12 protein-coding genes and 1 pseudogene are annotated in these 18,306 nt (G+C 72.8%); 3 read left to right on the forward strand and 10 right to left on the reverse strand.

Annotated features, from left to right (window positions below):
• The first annotated feature begins 273 nt into the window (after positions 1-273).
• Complete coding sequence (locus tag WME75_RS44060; RefSeq protein ID WP_437483969.1) at positions 274-2,826, forward strand: serine/threonine-protein kinase; 2,553 nt, start codon at positions 274-276, stop codon at positions 2,824-2,826.
• 75 nt (positions 2,827-2,901) lie between these two features.
• Here WME75_RS44060 and WME75_RS44065 read toward each other — a convergent pair whose 3' ends face one another.
• From WME75_RS44065 to WME75_RS44080, 4 genes and pseudogenes are all read right to left on the reverse strand, one after another.
• Positions 2,902-3,969: a hypothetical protein gene (locus WME75_RS44065; RefSeq protein WP_437483972.1), complete on the reverse strand. Its 1,068-nt coding sequence runs from the start codon at positions 3,967-3,969 to the stop codon at positions 2,902-2,904.
• A 167-nt stretch (positions 3,970-4,136) separates the two neighbouring features.
• Positions 4,137-4,913, reverse strand: a complete 777-nt coding sequence (locus WME75_RS44070) for a helix-hairpin-helix domain-containing protein (RefSeq protein ID WP_437483975.1) — start codon at positions 4,911-4,913, stop codon at positions 4,137-4,139.
• Positions 4,914-5,042: 129 nt separating this feature from the next.
• Positions 5,043-5,686: pseudogene (locus WME75_RS44075) on the reverse strand (hypothetical protein).
• Positions 5,687-6,634: 948 nt separating this feature from the next.
• Positions 6,635-7,333, reverse strand: coding sequence for a hypothetical protein (locus WME75_RS44080; RefSeq protein WP_437483978.1), 699 nt, complete (start codon positions 7,331-7,333; stop codon positions 6,635-6,637).
• A gap of 141 nt (positions 7,334-7,474) precedes the next feature.
• Between WME75_RS44080 and WME75_RS44085 the strand changes: the two genes are divergently transcribed.
• Positions 7,475-9,400 carry a fructose-1,6-bisphosphatase gene (locus WME75_RS44085; RefSeq protein ID WP_437483981.1) on the forward strand — a complete coding sequence of 642 codons (1,926 nt, stop codon included), beginning with the start codon at positions 7,475-7,477 and terminating at the stop codon, positions 9,398-9,400.
• Positions 9,401-9,436: 36 nt separating this feature from the next.
• Here the strand turns inward: WME75_RS44085 and WME75_RS44090 are convergent, their stop codons facing one another.
• Positions 9,437-10,522 carry a hypothetical protein gene (locus tag WME75_RS44090; RefSeq protein ID WP_437483984.1) on the reverse strand — a complete coding sequence of 362 codons (1,086 nt, stop codon included), beginning with the start codon at positions 10,520-10,522 and terminating at the stop codon, positions 9,437-9,439.
• A gap of 83 nt (positions 10,523-10,605) precedes the next feature.
• Positions 10,606-10,995, reverse strand: coding sequence for a DUF1264 domain-containing protein (locus WME75_RS44095; RefSeq protein ID WP_437483987.1), 390 nt, complete (start codon positions 10,993-10,995; stop codon positions 10,606-10,608).
• 597 nt (positions 10,996-11,592) lie between these two features.
• Here WME75_RS44095 and WME75_RS44100 point away from each other — a divergent pair.
• Positions 11,593-13,812, forward strand: coding sequence for a glycoside hydrolase family 3 protein (locus WME75_RS44100; RefSeq protein WP_437483990.1), 2,220 nt, complete (start codon positions 11,593-11,595; stop codon positions 13,810-13,812).
• A gap of 45 nt (positions 13,813-13,857) precedes the next feature.
• Here the strand turns inward: WME75_RS44100 and WME75_RS44105 are convergent, their stop codons facing one another.
• The 4 genes from WME75_RS44105 to WME75_RS44120 all read right to left on the reverse strand — a co-directional run bounded on the left by WME75_RS44105 (position 13,858) and on the right by WME75_RS44120 (position 18,232).
• Positions 13,858-14,835, reverse strand: coding sequence for an NADPH:quinone oxidoreductase family protein (locus WME75_RS44105; RefSeq protein WP_437483992.1), 978 nt, complete (start codon positions 14,833-14,835; stop codon positions 13,858-13,860).
• Between the two features lie 186 nt (positions 14,836-15,021).
• A complete protein-coding gene (locus tag WME75_RS44110) occupies positions 15,022-16,158 on the reverse strand; it encodes an ABC transporter ATP-binding protein (protein ID WP_437483995.1) in 1,137 nt (378 codons plus the stop codon).
• Positions 16,155-17,546 (reverse strand): oligopeptide/dipeptide ABC transporter ATP-binding protein, encoded by a 1,392-nt coding sequence (locus WME75_RS44115; RefSeq protein WP_437483997.1) that lies wholly within the window; start codon positions 17,544-17,546, stop codon positions 16,155-16,157. The genes WME75_RS44110 and WME75_RS44115 overlap by 4 nt, the downstream gene beginning before the upstream one ends.
• Positions 17,543-18,232: a DNRLRE domain-containing protein gene (locus WME75_RS44120; protein ID WP_437484000.1), complete on the reverse strand. Its 690-nt coding sequence runs from the start codon at positions 18,230-18,232 to the stop codon at positions 17,543-17,545. The genes WME75_RS44115 and WME75_RS44120 overlap by 4 nt, the downstream gene beginning before the upstream one ends.
• Positions 18,233-18,306 lie beyond the last annotated feature (74 nt).

The raw sequence follows: 18,306 nt of genomic DNA on the forward strand, positions 1-18,306 counted from the left end.
GTCTTCTCGCCTCCATGTGAGCTCTCTCCGGGCAAGGGCGACCCCGATCCGCGGCCGCGCGGCGCTCCGTGCGCCGTGATCCGTCACAGCTGTTCGGGTTTCTGCGGATCGGCTGTCCCGCTCTCCGGCGAGCCGGAGGGCAACGCACCGTACAGGGCGCGTGGAGCAGGGCGTCTTACCGAGGCGCCCGGAGACGCCTCTCGGCGCCGCGAAGTGTTCCGTGTTGGTCGTTGGCTTGGGGGCTTCGCCGCGCTTGGGTATGATCGGCCCCGGATGTTTCCGACGGAGCCCGCTCCCGAGACGATTGGGGCCTACAAGATCCTCCGGCGCCTGGCCGGTTCTGGGCCCACCAGCGTCTATCTCGGGCGGCTGGACGGCCCGCTCGGGTTTCGCCGCGTCTGCGTGCTGAAGCTCGTCCCGAATACGGCCGAGGGCGATCCGCGGTTCGCCGACGAGCTCGCCCGCGAGGCGTCGATCTGCGCGTCGATGAACCATCCGGCCATCGTGCGGATGTTCGACTTCTTCGAGCACGACGGCCGGCTCGTGCTCGTGCTCGAGCACGTCGAGGGCGTGAACCTCAATCGGCTGCTCCAGCACCTCGCGACGCGGCAGCAGAAGCTCGCCGACGCGGCGGTCTACTACCTGGTCCACTGCATCGCCGCCGCGCTCTCGCACGCGCACGGCGCGACCGACGAGCACGGCAGCCCCACGCCGGTCATTCATCGCAACCTCCACCCGGAGAACATCGTGATCGGGTGGGACGGGCAGGTGCGCCTGACCGGCTTCGGCATCGGCAAGATCCTCGGGCGCACGCCGGACACGATCGCGGGCGTGGTGAAGGGGGCGCCGGGCTACATGGCGCCCGAGCAGGTGCGCGCCGAGCGCGTCACGGTCAAGGCGGATATCTACGGCGTGGGGCTCCTGCTCTGGTCGCTGCTCTCGGCGCGGCGGCCGTCGGCGGACGGCACGAGGCCGCCCGGCATCGCGTCGATCCGCCCCGAGATCCCGCGCCCGATCGTGGCGCTGCTCGACACGGCCCTGGCGCCGTCGCCGGACGATCGGAAGATCACCTCGCAGGAGATCGAGCAGGCGCTCGCGAAGGTCGCCCGTCCGGAGAAGGGGAAGGCCGAGCTCGTGACGCGCGTGCAGTCCGCGCACGCGACGATCGAGATCGAGGACGCGGATCCCGAGGAGGACCGGCGGCCGACGATCCCGGTCAAGGGCAAGGGAGGGCAGACCGCGAGGCCCGCGGCCGACGCGGCGAAGCGGCTCGCGAAGGACCTCTTCGCGAAGGATCAGGCCGCGAGGGACGGCGTGGCCGCGAGGCTGCGGCCCGGCGGCGCGCAGGCGAAGACCGCGCCTCCCTCGGCGGCGGCGTCCGAGGCGCTGGCGGGGTCTGCGCGGCAGGACGGCCGGGCGACGACCCGCGCGTCGGGGCCCGATCCGATCACGATCCCGGTGCCGGCGAACCAGGCGCCGCCCACCCCGGTCGTGGTGAGGGGCGACGGGATGAAGGGCGTCGAGGGGCGGAAGCCCGCGCTGCCCGATCGCGAGACGTTCGGCCGGCTGTACGAGGCGTCGCGGCGCGCGGCGGAGCGCGACGCGGCGGCGGCCGAGGAGGTGCCGGCGGGGGCCGGGCCGGCGACGCTGCCCGAGGTGGAGCCGCTGTTCGAGGAGGACGACGCGACGATCCCGGGCACCGACGCCGTGTCGGTCCGCTTCGGGCCGTCGATCTCTGCGATCCCGGAGGCGATCCGCTTCGGCCCGCCGCCGGCGCTTCCGGCGGATCTCACGCCGCCGTTCTTCGCGCCGCCGCCGCCGAAGCCGCCGTCCGGCTCGCCGGTGACGCCGTCCGGGGTGATGGTGCCCATGGGCACGACGGGCCTGACGCCGTCCGGGGTGACGGTGCCCATGGACGACTCCTCGGGCCTGACGCCGCCCGGCGGGGTGCCGTACCCGAGCACGGCGGTCCTGCGCGGCCCCTCGGCGGAGTCGTCATCGGCGGGCGCGCCGATGCGGCGCCAGCGCTCGCCCACGCTGGCGTGGCAGGCGCCGCGCTCGCTGTCGCCGGTCGGGACGATCGCGGTCTCGGCGATCACGGCGACGGTGGTGGCGGCGCTCTGGATCTACGTCGCGCGGCGGGAGCGGCCCGCGCCGGCCGCCGCTGCGTCGGTGGAGCAGGCGACGCAGATCGTCGAGCCCGTCGCCACCGCGGCGGCGCCGGCGCCGAGCGCGCCGCCCCCCGTGAAGCGGCCCCCGAGCGCGAAGGCGCCTTCCGCGAAGGAGCTGGCGGCGGCGAAGGAGACGGCGGCGGCGAAGGAGCTGGCGGCGAAGGAGACGGCGGCGGCGAAGGAGCTGGCGGCGAAGGAGGCCGCGGCGGCGAAGGAGCTGGCGGCGAAGGAGGCCGCGGCGGCGAAGGAGGCTGCGGCGAAGGAGGCCGCGGCGGCGAAGGAGGCTGCGGCGAAGGAGGCCGCGGCGGCGAAGGAGGCTGCGGCGAAGGAGGCCGCGGCGGCGAAGGAGGCCGCGGCGAAGGAGGCCGCGGCGAAGGCAGGGGTCAACCCCGCCACGCTGCCCAAGGGGCAGGGCGTGCTCAAGGTGGGGTTCCCCGAGCCGGGGGGCGTCTACGTGACGGGCAAGTTCGCGGGGGATGTCAACGTGCCGCTGACGGTGCGCTGCGGCCGCTTCTTCGTACGCGTCGGCCGTCCCGGGAAGACGAAGTTCCCCGAGTGGGCCAGCGCAGGTGTGACGGCGCAGGTGCCCTGCCAGGGGGCCACGACCATCGATATCAAGCCAACCGTCCCACCGAAGGCGCGAAAGAAGCGGTAGCTCGGTGCCGGGGAGCGGTGCTCGGACGAGGAGGGACTGAGCCGCCCAGGGTGAGCGGGCCGCCCTGACGACGGGTCATCGCCCGAGCTTGTCGAGCCTGTCCTCCGCCGCTTCGAGGCGATCCGCGCCATCGGCCGCCTTCTGCTGCGCCTCCGCGGCCCTCCGCTCCGCTTCGTCGGAGCGCTTCTTCGCGGCCCGGGCGGCCTCCTCGGCCTTCTCTGCGGCGCGGCTCATCCTGGCGGCCTCCTTCGTCAAGCGATCCGCCTCCCTGGCAGCCCGCGCTGCGTCGCGGCTCGCCTGATCCCGCTCCCTCTCCGCCGCCGCGAGCTGCGCCTTCTGCTGGCGCTGCTCCGCCGCGAGCCGCTCTTTTCGCTCACGCCGCTCGGCGGCGAGCGTCGCCTTGCGCTCGCGCTCCTCGGCCGCGCGCTGCTCCTCGCGCCCGCGCCCGCGCTCCTCCCCCGCTCTCTTCTGCCGCTTCGGCGGCTGCTTGCCCTCGCGCTCCCCGCGTCGCGCCGGCGTCTCTGCTTTCGGCCCCTTGCGCCCGCGGTCCGCCTCGGCCTCGGCGGGCCTCCCGGACGGCCGCCCTCGCAGCAGCCCGAGCAACTCGGAGAGATCCCCCGGCTCGATCTCTCCCGACAGCCGCCCCCGCGCGAGCAGCTCCAGATCCGATGGGCTCGCGGTGGGGGTCGCCAGCAGCGAGTCCCGGAGGCGATCCATTGGATTGCCCTTCTCCCGATAGCCCCCCTCCGCAAAGAGCGCCGGCGCCGCGCGCAGGAGCTCGTTCACGATCGCGCGGTGCTTCTGGCCCGCGTCCCTCAGCCCCTGCGCGCCGCCCGGCGCGAGCGCCCCCCGCTGGGCCTCGCGCAGCCGCTCGCCCGCGTCGAGCAGGCCCTCCACGCGCTGCGGATAGCGGCGCGCGAGCTGGTTCAAGGCCCAGGCCGCCGCCGTCGGCCGCCGCAGCGCCTTCACGCGATCGGACGCGCCCTTGTCCCCGGCTTGCCGCAGGCGCTTCGCGAGCTCGTCCCGGGCGCGCGTGAAGTCGCCGATCGGCTTCCTGTACAGGTCGTCGACCCCCTCCTCCGTGTCGATGACGCCGCCGGGAGGAGGTGCACCGCCGCGCGTTCCCTTGGTTCGAGAGGCCATTCCCGCGCAAGCTCAGCCGAGCTCCCGCGAGCTTACTCCGCCCGCCTCGGGCACCACAAGCGAGGCCTGCCCCGTCCGGCGGCCCCTTGAGCTCGGGGGGATCGGCCCGCCGCCAGGCCACCTGTCCCGGGGCGCGAGCGATTGCCCTCCTCACCGGGGCGTCGCGCTCAGGCGGCCTCGGCCAGCGTCGACGGCACCTCCGGGAGCTCCCAGCCGCGCGTCCGGATCTCCTCGTTGATCCAGCGGATATGGCGCCGCTCGTCCTGCCAGTTCGCCTCCACCATCCGCCGGACCTCGTCCGGCAGATCGCTCATGAGCGCGGAGGCATAGGCATCGTTCGTGAGCTCCTCGTTGGCGCGCATGGCGACGAGCGCTGTCCGCTCCTCGCGCGCCGACAGCTCGGTATAGCGGCGAATGCACTGGCCACGATCGTCGGGCTCGTCGGTCGGCGCGGCGCCGAGCTCGTCCAGGAGCTCGCGCTCGTGCCGCTCGTGATCTGCCCGGAACCCTTCGAGCTGCTTCTTGATCTCCGGCGTCTTGCACACGTCGATCGCCAGGCGGTACGCCTCGGCGGCCGCCCTGTCGAGCAGGATCAACCCCATGATCTGCTCCAGCCCTGATGGATCGCCGAGCTCGCCGCCTCCCGAGGAGCGTGGCCTCTTCGCGGAGCCTGCCGCCGCCTCGGCCGCCTCTCCGGCGGCGGCGGCCTCCGCCGAGGGCTCGGCCGCGCCGCCCAGCGAGCTGCCGCGCTGGAGCTTGCCGAGCAGCGCGCCGTCGATGCCCGGCACGTGGTGCAGGTCCTGCCAGCTCCGGAAGGGACCGCGCCCGGTCCGGCGCTCGATGAGGAGTCGAGCCCGCTCGCCGTCGATGCCCTCGATCGTCATGAGCTCTTCTTCCGTTGCCGTGTTCAGGTCGATGCGCGGTGCGCGCGATGCCTTGGTCATGGTCGAGCCTCCCCGGGCTGTTTGTAGGGCCGACGGAACGCAGCCGAAAGCTGGCGTGACCGCCAATCCAGCGCTGCGCTCGAGCGAGCGTCGCGCGTCACCGTCGCGCGGAGGGAAGGGTTCAGGACGTCAGGAGCCGCCGGTATCGGTGCCGAGGAGGGCTTTCGCGTCGGCGACGACGACGGCGCGGCGGAGCCAGCGGTCGAGCTCGAGCATATCGGTGCTTGCGAGGACGCGCTCGCGGACCTCCGGGGGGACCTCCAGGCCGCGCGCTTCGAGCACCTTCAACACGGCCTTCGCGTGCCCCTCCCGCTGCCCCTCCAACCGGCCCTTGGCTACGTAGCTGCGCGCGAACTCGCTCTGGAACTCGTACCCGCTCTTCATTTTCGCCTCCAGACTCCGTCTCGCTGCCTCGTTCAGAGAGGATAGCACCACATCGAGGTACAGGTCCTGCTGCTCCTGATCCAGCCCGGCAGCGGCCGCCAGGGCAGCAGCGCGCGCGTAACTGCCACGAGATACGAGGGCCAGGCGTACTCCTTATCAGGGTCGCGACCGAGCTGCGCCTCGACCACGATTGCGAGCACGGGGCGGCCGTCGAGCAGGAGCACCACGAGATCGGCGCGGTGCTCCACAGGGACGATCTCGGTCAGGTCGGCCGGCTCGACGCGCGCCTCGGTGAACCGCGGTACCGGCGCTCCCAGGGTGTCACGGAGCACCTCGGCCGCCAGCGCCGGCCGGTTGCGGAAGAGGTGCAGCAGGGCCTCATGGATCATCGACGGCATGGATGGGTCCTCCCGGCTGGGCCAGCAGAGAAAGCGCTCCACGATCGGGTGCCATCCCGAGATGGCGGCGCCGGGGAGAAGCGGCTGGCTCCTATGTTCTATTTGCGGACACCCGGGCTGGCCGATTTGTGTTTGTGCTCTGCATGTCGCGCGCAGCGACTCGAGCGCGGAACTGCGTGAGCTGGTGTGCAGGGGCAGAGCGCGGCCCATGGCTGCCACGCAGGGCCAGGGGGCTCTGTCTCCCGGAGCAGCGTGAGCCGCCGTGCGCAGGCACGGACGTGGTTTACGGATGCCGGGGTGGACCCGTTCGGGGTTGTGCGGTGTGGGGAGTGAGGGCCTGAGCGGAGGCGGCGTAGCAGCGGGATGAATAAGAGGATGGAGGGCGTCCGCTCGCACGTAGGGGGGCGGGGGTCACGGCCCCATGCGACGGGCTTGCCGCGAAGGAGAGGTGCTGCGCATCGCGACGGAGGAGTGATTGCGTGGAAATTGGGTGCGCATGTCCGGAATGCCTCGTCGTGGGAGCATGACGACGATCAACCCATTCAGGTGATCTCCCGCGAGCATCTCATCACGAACAAGCTGGCGTTGGGCCGGTTGCACCTCGCCGATGTCGAACGGCTCGGCGGCCCTGTGCCGGAAGCGTTGAAAAAATCGCGGGGGCCGAGCCGCGCGCTCGCCGAGCCGCGCCTCCGCCTGCGCCGACCGCGCCCCCTCCCGGTCGCCGGCCGCCCAGAGCGCTCGGCGTGGACCCCCCGCACCAGCGCCGCTCCCTCGTCCAATTGTCCGATCCCGCTCAGGATTTCCGCCGCCCGGCGCGCTTCCTCGAGCGCCTCGCCGCGCCTCCCGGCCGCGAGCAGGACGTCGGCGAGCGTCGCGAGCGCGTACGGCCGGCGCCCGGCCGGCAGCGACGCCGCGAGCGCTCGCCCGTGAGCGCGCAGGTCAGTGCGCGGCGGTGCGCTCGTGCCGCCGCGCGACGGCCGCGATGGCGACGGCGATCAGCGCGGCGAGCAGGAACCCCCCGCCGAAGGCGAGGCCGATGACCCAGGGCTGGATCGCCCTCCCCAGGCCGTCCGCGAATCCCGTGGCGGCGGCGCGGCTCGCGCGCTCGATCGCGGCGCTCGAGCAGCCCGGGTCGCCGGCGGGGCAGCCCGCGAGTTGCTCCACGAGCTGCGCCGTCCCCTCGCGCGCCACCGCCCTCGCCGCCGCGCCCGAGCCCTGCTCGACGAGGGTGACGAGCGCCCGATCGTGCTGGAGAGCGCCCTGGACCACGGCGCTGCTCACCGCCTCGCTCGTCTGCGCGATCACCGGCTCCAGGCTCTCCGCCTGCCGCCCGATCTCCGTCGCGCCCGCCCGGACCGCGTCGTGGACGATGGCCCCCACGAGCGGCCGCTCGCGTTCCCGCGCGCCCTCGGCCGTCCCCTCGCCCGATCCTCCGGCGGGCGCGGTCCGGTCCTGCGCGCTGCGGTCGAGCGCCTCGAGCGTGCCGCGGGTCGCCTGCTTCGCGGCCTCACGGACGCACCCCGGGGCGAGCAGGAGGGAGGTGATCAGCGCCGCCGCGGCCGCTCGGCCGGAGCGCGCCGCCTCGCCCGTGCGCAGCGCCGCGGGCGCATCCGGCCCGGGAGAGAGCGAACATTGCACAGCCGCGGTGGCCTTCATCAACCGTGCCCGCCGCGCGCCCGCCCGTGCCCGCCGCGCGCCCGCGCGAGCTCGCGCCGGCGCTTCGCCACAGCGCGCTCGCCTGATGTGGCGGCCGGCGCCTTTGCTCTATGCTGCGGCGCCATGCTCGACACGCGGGAGCTGCCCCTCCTCCGCGCCCTCGCGGCCCGGTATCCGACGACCGAGGCCGCGCTCTCCGAGATCGGCCACCTGCGGGCGATCCTGTCGCTTCCGAAGGGGACGGTGCACGTGGTCAGCGACGTCCACGGCGAGCACAGGAAGCTGAAGCACATCATCAACAACGCCTCGGGGAGCCTGCGGCCGCTTGTCGAGCGGGTCTTCGGCGACCGGCTCACGGCGGGCGAGAAGCGCGCGCTGCTCTCGGTCATCTACTATCCTCGCGAGAGCTACGCGCGGGTCGCGGCCGGCGGCGAGGCCGAGCGGCGGGCCTTCCTGCTCTGGACGCTCGCGCGCGAGGTCGAGGTCATCCGCGAGCTGTCGCTGCGCTACACGCTTCGCCAGGTGGAGCAAGCGTTCCCGGACGACATGCGCGGCCTGCTCCGCGAGCTCGTCTCGGCGCGCGCCACCCTCGGCGAGGGCGGCTACCTCGACGCGCTCATCGACCCGTTCGTGCAGCATTGCCGCGAGATCGAGATCCTGCGCGCCACGGCGCGCGTCATCCGGAATCTGACGGTCTTCGAGCTCGTCGTGGCGGGCGATCTCGGCGATCGCGGTCCCCGGCTGGACAAGGTGATCGAGTACCTGATGCGCCAGCCGCGCGCGCGGGTCGCGTGGGGCAACCACGACGTGAGCTGGATGGGCGCCAGCCTCGGCCACGAGGCGCTCATCGCCACCGTGGTCCGCCTCTCGCTCCGGTACGGGCGCCTCGAGCAGCTCGAAGAGGGCTTCGGCATCCCGGTCGCCCCGATCGACCGGCTCGCGCGCACCGTCTATGCCGACGACCCGGCGGAGCGCTTCGCGGTGCGGGGCGAGGGGCTGCGCGACCCGCTCCTCATGGCGCGGATGCAGAAGGCGATGGCGGTCGTGCAGTTCAAGCTGGAGGGCCAGCTCTGCCGGCGGCGCCCGGAGCTTGCCCTCGATCACCGGTGCTTGCTTCACCGCATCGACCCGCGCGCGGGCACGGTGGCGATCGACGGCGAGGTGTACCCGCTCCTCGACGCGCGCTTCCCGACCGTCGATTTCGCCGATCCGTACGCGCTCACGCCGGAGGAGGCGTCGTGCGTCGCGCTGCTCAAGGAGTCCTTCGTGAAGAGCCCTGTCCTGTCGCGCCGGATGCGCTGGATGGTGCAGCAGGGGACGACGTGGCTCCGGCGCGATCGGGCGCTCATCTTTCACGGCTGTGTCCCGGTGGACGGCGAGGGCGCGTTCCTCCCGTTCGTGGTCGACGGCGAGCCTCGCCGCGGCAGGGCGCTGTTCGACGCGCTGGAGCGCGTGGTGCGCCGGGCTTTCCGATCGGGCGCGCAGGAGGACGTCGACCTGCTCTGGTATCTCTGGACCGGCCCGCTCTCGCCCATGTTCGGCAAGGACCGGATGACGACGTTCGAGTCTTATTTCGTGGCCGACGCGAGGACGCACAGGGAGACGAAGAACCCGTATTTCCACCTGATCCACGACGCTGGCTTCTGCAGCCGGGTGTGCCGCGAGTTCGGCCTGGACGAGGAGCGCGGGCTCATCGTGAACGGGCACGTGCCGGTGCGGGTCGAGCAGGGGGAGTCGCCGATCAAGGCGTCGCACCGCGCGGTGACGATCGACGGGGCGTTCTCGGAGGCCTACGGCGACAAGGGGTACACGCTCGTGCTCGAGGCGAGCGGGGCGCGGCTGGCGCAGCACCACCACTTCACGTCGGTCGAGCAGGCGGTGGAGGCGGGGGAGGACATCATCCCCGAGATCTCGGACGTGGAGGTCTACGACGCCGAGCGCCGGGTGGGGGACACCGAGAAGGGGGAGGAGCTGGTGCGGGAGATCGAGATCCTGGAGCGGCTCATCGTGGCGTATCGAGACGGTGCGCTCCTGGAGCCGCCGAGGTGACGTGAGGCGCGGTGGTCGCCGCCGCGCCTGGCCGGGTCAATCCAGCTGACCGTCCGCGATCCAGTCGATGAGCGTCTGCTGCTCCTCGGCCGTCAGGCAGGCATGGTTCTCGACGTCGAGCTCCGGGTCGCCGGTGCATCCGCGGTTGCGCGGCATGGAGCCGCTGCTGATGCGGAGGATGGCGCACGCACCCTGCGTCATCGTCACGGGCTCACCCGATTCATCCACGATGCACGGGGGCGAGTTTGCGATGAGCTGCGAGGACACGTAGGTGATCGCGAAGTCGCTGGCCGGCGGGGGAGTCGTGCGGGTGTGGCACTCCGAGCACTTCGCCAGCAGGATTGGCTCCACGTCAGACCATCGGACGGCATCGTCGCCTGCCCCGCCCGCGCCACCGCCGGCGCCACCCTCGCCCGTGTCGCCGCCCGCGCCGCCTGCGCCGACCGCGACGGCGGAGGACTCACCGCCCGCGCCGCCTGCGCCGACCGCGACGGCGGAGGACTCACCGCCCGCGCCGCCTGCGCCGACCGCGACGGCGGAGGACTCGCCGCCCGCGCCGCCTGCGCCGACCGCGACGGCGGAGGACTCGCCGCCCGCGCCGCCTGCGCCGACCGCGCCGACCGCGACGGCGGAGGACTCGCCGCCCGCGCCGCCTGCGCCGACCGCGACGGCGGAGGACTCGCCGCCCGAGCCGCCCGCGCCGACCGTGGTGGGATCGCCGCCCGAGCCGCCGACGCCGACCGTGGTGGTCGTCGTGGTGGGATCGCCGCCCGAGCCACCGACGCCGGCGGTGGTGGTCGTCGTGGGATCGCCGCCCGCGCTGCCGGTACCCGTCGTGGGATCGCCGCCGGTGCCGGTAGCGCCGCCCTCGCCGCCGGTAGCGCCGCCCTCACCACCGGTGCCAGTAGCGCCGCCCTCACCACCGGTGCCGGTAGCGCCGCCCTCGCCGCCGGTGCCGGTAGCGCCGCCCTCACCACCGGTGCCGGTAGCGCCGCCCTCACCACCGGTGCCGGTACCGCCGGTGATTGTGCCTGTATCGTCGTCACCGCATGCGGTGAGCGCCAGGACCAGCGCGCCCGTGGTCATGAAGAGACGGATCGAAGTGCGTGGAATAAAGACCATGCGCGGAGAATAGGCACGTACCGCCTCGCGGGTAAATGCCGCTGACGGCGAATGCAAGATTTCGCCATTGTCACCTTGGCGGATTACGCTTTCGCTGAATCGCGGCGCCCGGGCTCGGCTGGTGGCTCGCCCTGCGATGACGCCGCGTCGCCCTGCCGACCTCGGGCGGCCGCCTCATGGCGTGGCGTCCGGCTGCTTCGCCCGGACGCTCTCCGGAGCCCCGGTCGCGTTTGGAAACTCTTGAGCGCAGCCTTCTCGGCCACCGACGGGACGCCGGGCAGCGTCAGCTGTCCTGAGAGGATCTCGTAGTTGTGCGGGTGCCAGCGCTTCAGCTCGTCCTCGGGCAGACCCTCGAACATCGGCTCGGAGAGGATGTACTCGACCCCGATGATATTTGCGTCCTTCGTGTTCCCGTCGAAGATCACACACTGCGTGAACTCTTCATTGACCCCTTTGCAATGACGTCTCGCCATCGTCAGGATCTCCCAGGGAATGCGGCTTGCGCGATCTGCGCGATCTACGTGAGCTGCAAATCTGCGGCCACCCTCCGAAAAATTGCTCTTCCCCCCGGGTCGCGGGGCAGGCCGCGGCCTCTGCGTCGGTTGTGGCGTTCTGCCACGGGTGAATTACCGCGCTGCGCCATCCGGTTTGCGTATTGCCGCGCGACTCGGACTATGGTTAACGGGTGGGCGTTCCAGGACGCGCCGTGTCATCCGACGCGCCGCGAGGGCCGCGCCAGGATCGAATTCATGGCTGCGACGCGACGCGCGCATCGAAACGGCGATCGATCCATCGTTCGCGGCGTGAGGGGGGCTTGCGTGCGGGTGGAGTCATGGATTAGAACATTCCCATTCTGTCTTATGTTGTCTTACACCCATCGCGTGGCGACCGGCCTGGAGCAGGGGGTGACCTCCGGGCCTCCGAGCACGAGGCCTGTTATCGGCCGTCCTGCTCGATTCGTTCGCGGGCGAACGGCGCGCGGGGCTCATCCCGATCGACGCTTTGCTTGACTGTCACGGTTCACCTCAGAGCCCATCCTTCATCTCATTGACATAGAGAGGGGAGCACCTATGCGCCTCACACGGTATGCGACATGGATCATGGCGGCGACGGTTGTCCTCGCGCCGGCCGCCTGCGGGGACGACACGTCCAACAATCCGAGCAGCTCATCGACCGGAGCGGGCGCCGGCAGCGGTAGCGGCAGCGGCAGCGGCAGCGGCGCCGGCACCGGCACCGGCACCGGCACCGGCGGCAACGGCAGCGGCGCCGGTGACAGCACCGGCGGCAATGGAAGCGGCGCGGGCGACAGCACCGGCGGCGGCGGCAGCGGCAGCGGCGCCGGCGACAGCGTGGGTCTCCTGCCCTGCGACGGCGGCTGGCCCGAGGTAGAGAGCGCGATCGCGAAGGATCCGGCCATCGAGGCGGCCGTCGCCGAGCTCCTCGGCCGGATGACCCTCGAGGAGAAGGTCGGCCAGATGGTGCAGGCCGAGATCGGCTACATCACGCCGGAAGAGGTCAAGCAGTACAACATCGGCTCCGTGCTCAACGGCGGCGGCTCCTGGCCGGGCGGCAGCAAGAGCGCGTCGGCGGCGGACTGGGTCGCGCGCGCCGATGCCTTCTACAAGGCCTCGGTGGACACGTCCGGTGGCCGCGCGGGCATCCCGATCATCTGGGGCATCGACGCGGTGCACGGGAACAACAATGTCCGCGGCGCCACGCTCTTCCCGCACAACATCGGCCTGGGCGCGGCGAACGATCCTGCGCTGCTCGAGCGCATCGGCGCCGCGACGGCCAAGGAGGTCGTCGCCACGGGGCTCGACTGGACCTTCGCGCCGACGCTCGCGACTGTCCGTGACGACCGGTGGGGCCGCACGTACGAGGGCTACTCGGAGGATCCGCAGATCGTGAACGCCTACGCCGGCCGGGTCGTGCAAGGCATCCAGGGCGCCGCGAACAGCCCGGATCTCTTCGGTGCTGCGCGCGTCATCGCGACGGCCAAGCATTTCATCGGCGACGGCGGCACCGACAAGGGCGATGACCAGGGAAACTACCTCGGGTCCGACACCGAGCTGTGCGAGATCCACGGTCAGGGGTACATGTCCGCCATCCCGGCGGGCGCGCAGACGGTCATGGCGTCGTACAACCGCGTGCGCGGCGACAAGATGCACGGCAAGGGCGATCTGCTCACCGGCGTGCTGAAGGACAAGTTCCAATTCGACGGCTTCGTCATCGGCGACTGGAACGGTCATGGGCAGGTGAGCGGCTGCACGGACGACTCGTGCGCGGCCTCGATCAACGCCGGTGTGGACATGATCATGGTCCCGACCGCCTGGAAGGCGTTCTACACGAACACCCTCGCTCAGGCGAAGTCCGGCCAGATCAAGATGGAGCGGGTCGACGACGCCGTGACGAGGATCCTGCGCGTCAAGATGCGGGCCGGCCTCCTCGGCCCGAAGAAGACGAAGGGCGCCCCGTCGGAGCGGATGTTCGCGGGGGAGCAGTCGGTGCTCGGCGCCGCGGAGCACCGCACGCTCGCGCGCGAGGCGGTCAGGAAGTCGCTCGTGCTCCTGAAGAACGCGGGCTCGGTGCTCCCCCTCGCTCCGTCGGCGAAGGTGCTCGTCGCGGGCAAGTCCGCGGACAACCTCTCGAACCAGACCGGCGGGTGGTCGCGGACGTGGCAGGGCACGGAGAACTCGAACGCCGACTTCCCGGGCGCCACGTCCATCTACGCGGGGATCCAGGCGCTCGTGTCGGCGGGCGGCGGCCAGGCGATGCTGAGCGCCAATGGCGCCGCCGCCTCGTCGGGGAGCTTCGACGCGGCGATCGTGGTGATCGGCGAGACCCCCTACGCGGAGATGAAGGGCGATATCCAGTCCGGGAAGGACGCCGATGACAACATCGAGCACGCGAAGACGCTGGAGCACGCGCGCTTCCACCCGGAGGACCTCCAGGTGCTCCAGGCCATCCGTACGGCCGCGCCGGCGCTGCCGATCGTGACGGTCTTCCTGTCGGGCCGCCCGCTCTACGTGAACAAGGAGCTGAACCTCTCCAGCGCGTTCGTGGCGGCGTGGCTCCCGGGCTCCGAGGGCGGCGGCGTGGCCGACGTGCTGTTCGGTGCGCACGAGTTCCAGGGCAAGCTCTCGTTCTCCTGGCCCGGGAGCGAGTGCCAGCTCGTCAACCGCAACGACGGCAAGACGGCGCAGTTCCCCTACGGCTTCGGCCTGACCACGAAGGACCAGGACACGCTCGGCACGCTCGCCGAGGCGTCCACCGGGACCGCCTGCAACTGAGCCCTTCTTCCGTGCCGCCGCCGCTCGCTCGAGCGGCGGCGCCCCTCATCGCTGCGTGGTGAGCACCACCTTGCCGGTGGTCGCGCGGGACGCGACCGCCGTCATGGCGGCCTTCGCGTCCGCCATCGGCAGCGCGGCGGAGACGAGCGGCTTGATCGCGCCCCTTCCATACATCGCATAGAGCGCGTCCTGCGCGCCCCGCGTCACGGCGGGCTCGGCGCGGCTGTAGGTGCCCCAGTAGAGGCCGATGACCGCGTAGTTCTTGACGAGCAGGTGGTTTGCGCGCGCCGCGGGGAAGCGGCCTGAGGCGAAGCCGATCACCACGATGCGGCCCTCGAAGGCGACGCACCTGGTGGACTGGTCAAAGACGTCTCCGCCGACGGGGTCGAAGATGATATCGGCCCCTCGGCCCGAGGTCCGCTCCTTGACGATGGCGACGAAGTCCTCGTGCCGGTAGTCGATCGCGACGTCTGCCCCGAGCGCGCGGCAGACCGCCCCCTTCTCCTTTCCGCCGGCGGTCGCGATGACGGTCGCGCCGGCCGCCTTGGCGAGCTGGATCGCCGCGCTGCCGACGCCGCCTGCGCCGGCGTGCACGAGGACCGTGTCGCCGGGCTTGATGCCGGCGCGGCGGTGCAGCGCGAGATAGCCTGTCTGGTACGTGATGGTCAGCGCCGCCGCGTCCTCGAACGGCATGCCGTCGGGGAGCGTGTACGTCGTGCGCGGGCCTGCGATCACGTGGGTCGCGTACCCTCCCGAGCCGGGCAGCGTCGCGGCCACGCGGGTGCCCGGCGGCAGTGACGGCTCGCGGCTCTCGACGACGACGCCGGCGACCTCGAAGCCGGGGATGAACGGCGGAGTCGGCTTGACCTGATGGGCGCCTGCCGTGAAGAGCACGTCGGGGAAGTTGATCGCGGAGGCGGCGACCTCGATCCGGGCCTCCCCCGCGGCGAGCGGCGGGTCGTCCACCTCTTCCCAGACAAGGATCTCGGGGGAGCCGAAGGAGTGTCCGCGCCAGGCGTGCATGGTGCGCGGACCTTAGCAGAAAGCGCGAGAGCCGAGCCACGGAGGCGCACGGAAGCACAGAGTGCCTGTTCTTCATCTCCTCTGTGTCTCCGTGATATATATATCTCTATCTCGCGCGTTCTGCTTCCCGTACGCGCGACTCCGCCCGCTCCGTTACATCCCATCAGGCACGCGCCGGCGCCGCGGTCACTCCCCCTCGGGGTACCAGCACGCCACGCGGTGGCCGCTCCCGGGGACGAGCTCCTCGAGCGGCGGGATCTCGACATCGCACTTGCCCTCTTCCGCCTTCCGGCAGCGCGGGTGGAACACGCAGCCCTCGGGCGGGTTGATGGCGCTCGCCGGCGCGCCCGGCAGCAGGCGGCGCGCCTTGCCCCCTCGCTCGATCGACGGCGTCGCCTCGAAGAGCGCGCGCGTGTACGGGTGGTGCTGCCGCTCGGCCACGCCCTGCGCCGGGCCGATCTCCACGATCCGGCCGAGGTACATCACGGCGACGCGGTGGCTCACGTGCTGGATGACGCGGAGGTCGTGCGAGATGAACAGGAGGCCGAGCGAGAGCTCGTCCTGGAGCTCCTCGAGCAGGTTGACGATCTGGGCCTGGACCGAGAGGTCGAGCGCGCTCACGGGCTCGTCGCAGACGATGAAATCCGGGCGGACCGCGAGCGCCCTGGCGATCGCGACCCGCTGCCGCTGCCCGCCGGAGAGCTCGTGGGGGAAGCGCCCCATCATGTCCGGCCGCAGCCCGACCTTCTGGAACACGCCCTCGACCATCGCGGTCTCCTCGTCGCGGCTCCGCGCGAGGCGGTGGATCACGATGCCCTCGCCGACGATCTCGCGCAGCGTCATGCGCGGATTGAGCGAGCCATACGGGTCCTGGAAGACGATCTGCATCCGCCGGCGCATGGTCCTGAGCGCGCGAGCCGAGAGGGCGGTGAGGTCCACGCCGTCGAAGAAGACGCGGCCGACCGTGGGCTCGATGAGCCGGATCGCGAGGCGCCCGAGGGTGCTCTTGCCCGAGCCCGACTCGCCGACCAGGCCGAGCGTCTCGCCGCGGTGGATGTGGAAGCTCACCCCGTCGACCGCCTGCACGAAGGCCGGCTTCACGAAGGGGCCGCGCTGCACCGGGTACAGCTTCGAGAGCCCCTCGGCCAGGACGAGCGGCCGCTCGCCCCGCGCGCTGTCGAAGCGCATGCTCTCTGGGAGGCCGCTGTCCGGGCGCATGCTGTCCGGGCGCATGCTGTCCGGGCGCGCCGCGCCGGCGCCGTCGCTCGGGCCGGGCGACGGGGAGCCGCTGGCGGGCGGCGGGAGGCCGCGGTCGCGCGTCACGCGGCGCCCTCGTCGCCCGCGCGCCCCGGGCCTGTGAGGAGAAAACACCGCGCCGCGTGCTGCCCCGCGCCGGGCGGGACGGCGTACATGTCCGGCGCCTCCACGAGGCAGCGATCGAACACGGCGTCGCAGCGGTCGCTGAAGCGGCAGCCGCGGGGCGGATCGCGCAGATCGGGGAGCCCGCCCGGGATGGTCGGCAGGCGCAGCGCCCGCTGGCCGCGCACGCGGGGCGGGCGGAACCCGCGCGCCGGGACGCTCCTGAGGAGCGAGCGCGTGTACGGGTGCGACGGCGCCGCGAGCACGTTGCGCGCCGGCCCTCGCTCCACGACGACGCCGGCGTAGAGGACCACGATCTCGTCCGCGAGCTCGCCGACCACCGCGAGGTCGTGCGCGATGAGCAGGAGGCTCATCGACGTCTCGGCCTTGAGCCGATCGAGGAGGTCCAGGATCTGCGCTTGCGTGGTCATGTCGAGCGCGGTGGTCGGCTCGTCGGCGATGAGCAGCGAGGGCCCTGCCGCGAGGGCCATCGCGATCATGACGCGCTGGCGCATCCCGCCGGACAGCTCGTGCGGGTAGCTGTTCGCGCGCACCTCGGGCTCGGGGAAGCCGACCTTGCGCAGGAGGCTCACCGCGTAGAGCCGGGCGGCGCCGCGGGACATGGGCAGGTGCAGCCGGACGGCCTCGGCGATCTGGGCGCTGACCGTGTAGACGGGGTTCAGCGAGGTCATCGGCTCCTGGAAGATCATGCCGATCTTCCCGCCGCGCACGGCGCGCATCTCGCGCTCGCTCAGCGCGAGGAGGTCCTGGCCCTCGAGCTCGATCGCGCCGCCGTCGATGGCCGCGTAGGGCGCGGGCAGCAGCCGCAGGATGCTGAGCGCGGTCACCGTCTTGCCGCACCCCGACTCGCCGACGAGCGCGACGGTGCGCCCGCGCGGCACCGTGAACGACACGCCGTCGAGGGCGCGGGTGACGCGGCCGTCGGCGGTGAACGAGACGCGCAGGTCGCTCACCCGGAGCAGCGCGGGCGGCGGGGCCTCCTCGGGCGCCGGCGGCGCGGCGCGGAGGAGCGGGAACGGGCGCACGCTCGCCGTCGAGCGCTGGGTGACGGCGGGCTCGTCGTCGTCATCGTGGAGGCCGCGCGCGAGGGCGCCGCGCGCGAAGGGCGGTGCGCCGGGGGTGAGCGGTGCGCCGGACGCGGGCGGTGCGCCGGGGGTGAGCGGTGCGCCGGACGCGGGCGGTGCGCCTGGCGTGGGCGATGCGCCGGGCGGGGTGCTGGGCGTGGAGGGCCTCCGCCAGCCGCCGTCGTGGCGGATGAGGGGGAGGGGGAGCGAGTTCCGCGCGCCGAGGTCGTCGTCCTCGTCGCCCTCGTCGTCCTGGCCGGTGCTCACCGTACGTACACCTCGAGGAGGGGGCCGGCGCCCTGGGAGATGCCCATCGAGTAGGCTGCCCCGACGGCGTCTTTGCCCGGCGCGAGGAGGGCGATGCCGTGGTCGTCCTTGCGCCGCCTGGCCCAGTCGCGCACGAGCGAGGTGACGTCGATCCGCAGCGGCGTCGCCGGGCGGCGCCGCACGATGGCGGCGGTTTCCGGGATCGACAGGCGCGGCTGCCGGCCCCACGTGGCCGTCTCGGAGCGCCACGGCTCGAGGATGCGCGCCACCTCCAGGGTGACCGCGTGCTCGGCGGGCGGCGCCAGCGGCGCTGGCTCCAGCAGGACGAAGGCGCTCGCGATGTCGGCGTCGACGCCGAAGGTCGGCGTGAACCGGAGCAGCAGCACGACGTCGCCGGTCCCGGCGCGCCCGAGCGCGATCGCGTCGGGGACGCCGGGCGTGGCCGCGGCGTCGCCGTCCTCCGCGATCACGGCCAGGTCCGCCGGCCGGAGCAGCACGCGGCGCGCGTCGATGGGCGAGGGGAGGGCGCTCGGCGGCCGGCAGCGCCCCGCGACGCAGAAGCGGGCGCCGCAGACGCCCGCGCCCGCGCACACGCCCGCGTCCGTCGCGGGGGCGCCGCCGCAGCCCAGGAGCGGCGGCGCCGCGAGGAGCAGGGCCACGGGCGCGAGGGCGGCGAGCAGACGCACGGCGGGGGCGACCATAGCAGAGGGCGGCCCCGCTGACAGGGGCGCGGCTCGCCGGGGGCGGCGAAGCGAGGCGT

It is taken from the genome of Sorangium sp. So ce1014 (assembly GCF_051521505.1).
Taxonomy (GTDB): domain Bacteria; phylum Myxococcota_A; class Polyangia; order Polyangiales; family Polyangiaceae; genus Sorangium.

Excerpts from the sequence above, each read along its gene's own strand:
- WME75_RS44060 (WP_437483969.1), top strand. The coding sequence starts at position 274 with ATGTTTCCGACGGAGCCCGCTCCCGAGACGATTGGGGCCTACAAGATC.
- WME75_RS44065 (WP_437483972.1), bottom strand. The coding sequence starts at position 3,969 with ATGGCCTCTCGAACCAAGGGAACGCGCGGCGGTGCACCTCCTCCCGGC.
- WME75_RS44070 (WP_437483975.1), bottom strand. The coding sequence starts at position 4,913 with ATGACCAAGGCATCGCGCGCACCGCGCATCGACCTGAACACGGCAACG.
- WME75_RS44085 (WP_437483981.1), top strand. The coding sequence starts at position 7,475 with ATGCTCGACACGCGGGAGCTGCCCCTCCTCCGCGCCCTCGCGGCCCGG.
- WME75_RS44090 (WP_437483984.1), bottom strand. The coding sequence starts at position 10,522 with ATGGTCTTTATTCCACGCACTTCGATCCGTCTCTTCATGACCACGGGC.
- WME75_RS44095 (WP_437483987.1), bottom strand. The coding sequence starts at position 10,995 with ATGGCGAGACGTCATTGCAAAGGGGTCAATGAAGAGTTCACGCAGTGT.
- WME75_RS44100 (WP_437483990.1), top strand. The coding sequence starts at position 11,593 with ATGCGCCTCACACGGTATGCGACATGGATCATGGCGGCGACGGTTGTC.
- WME75_RS44105 (WP_437483992.1), bottom strand. The coding sequence starts at position 14,835 with ATGCACGCCTGGCGCGGACACTCCTTCGGCTCCCCCGAGATCCTTGTC.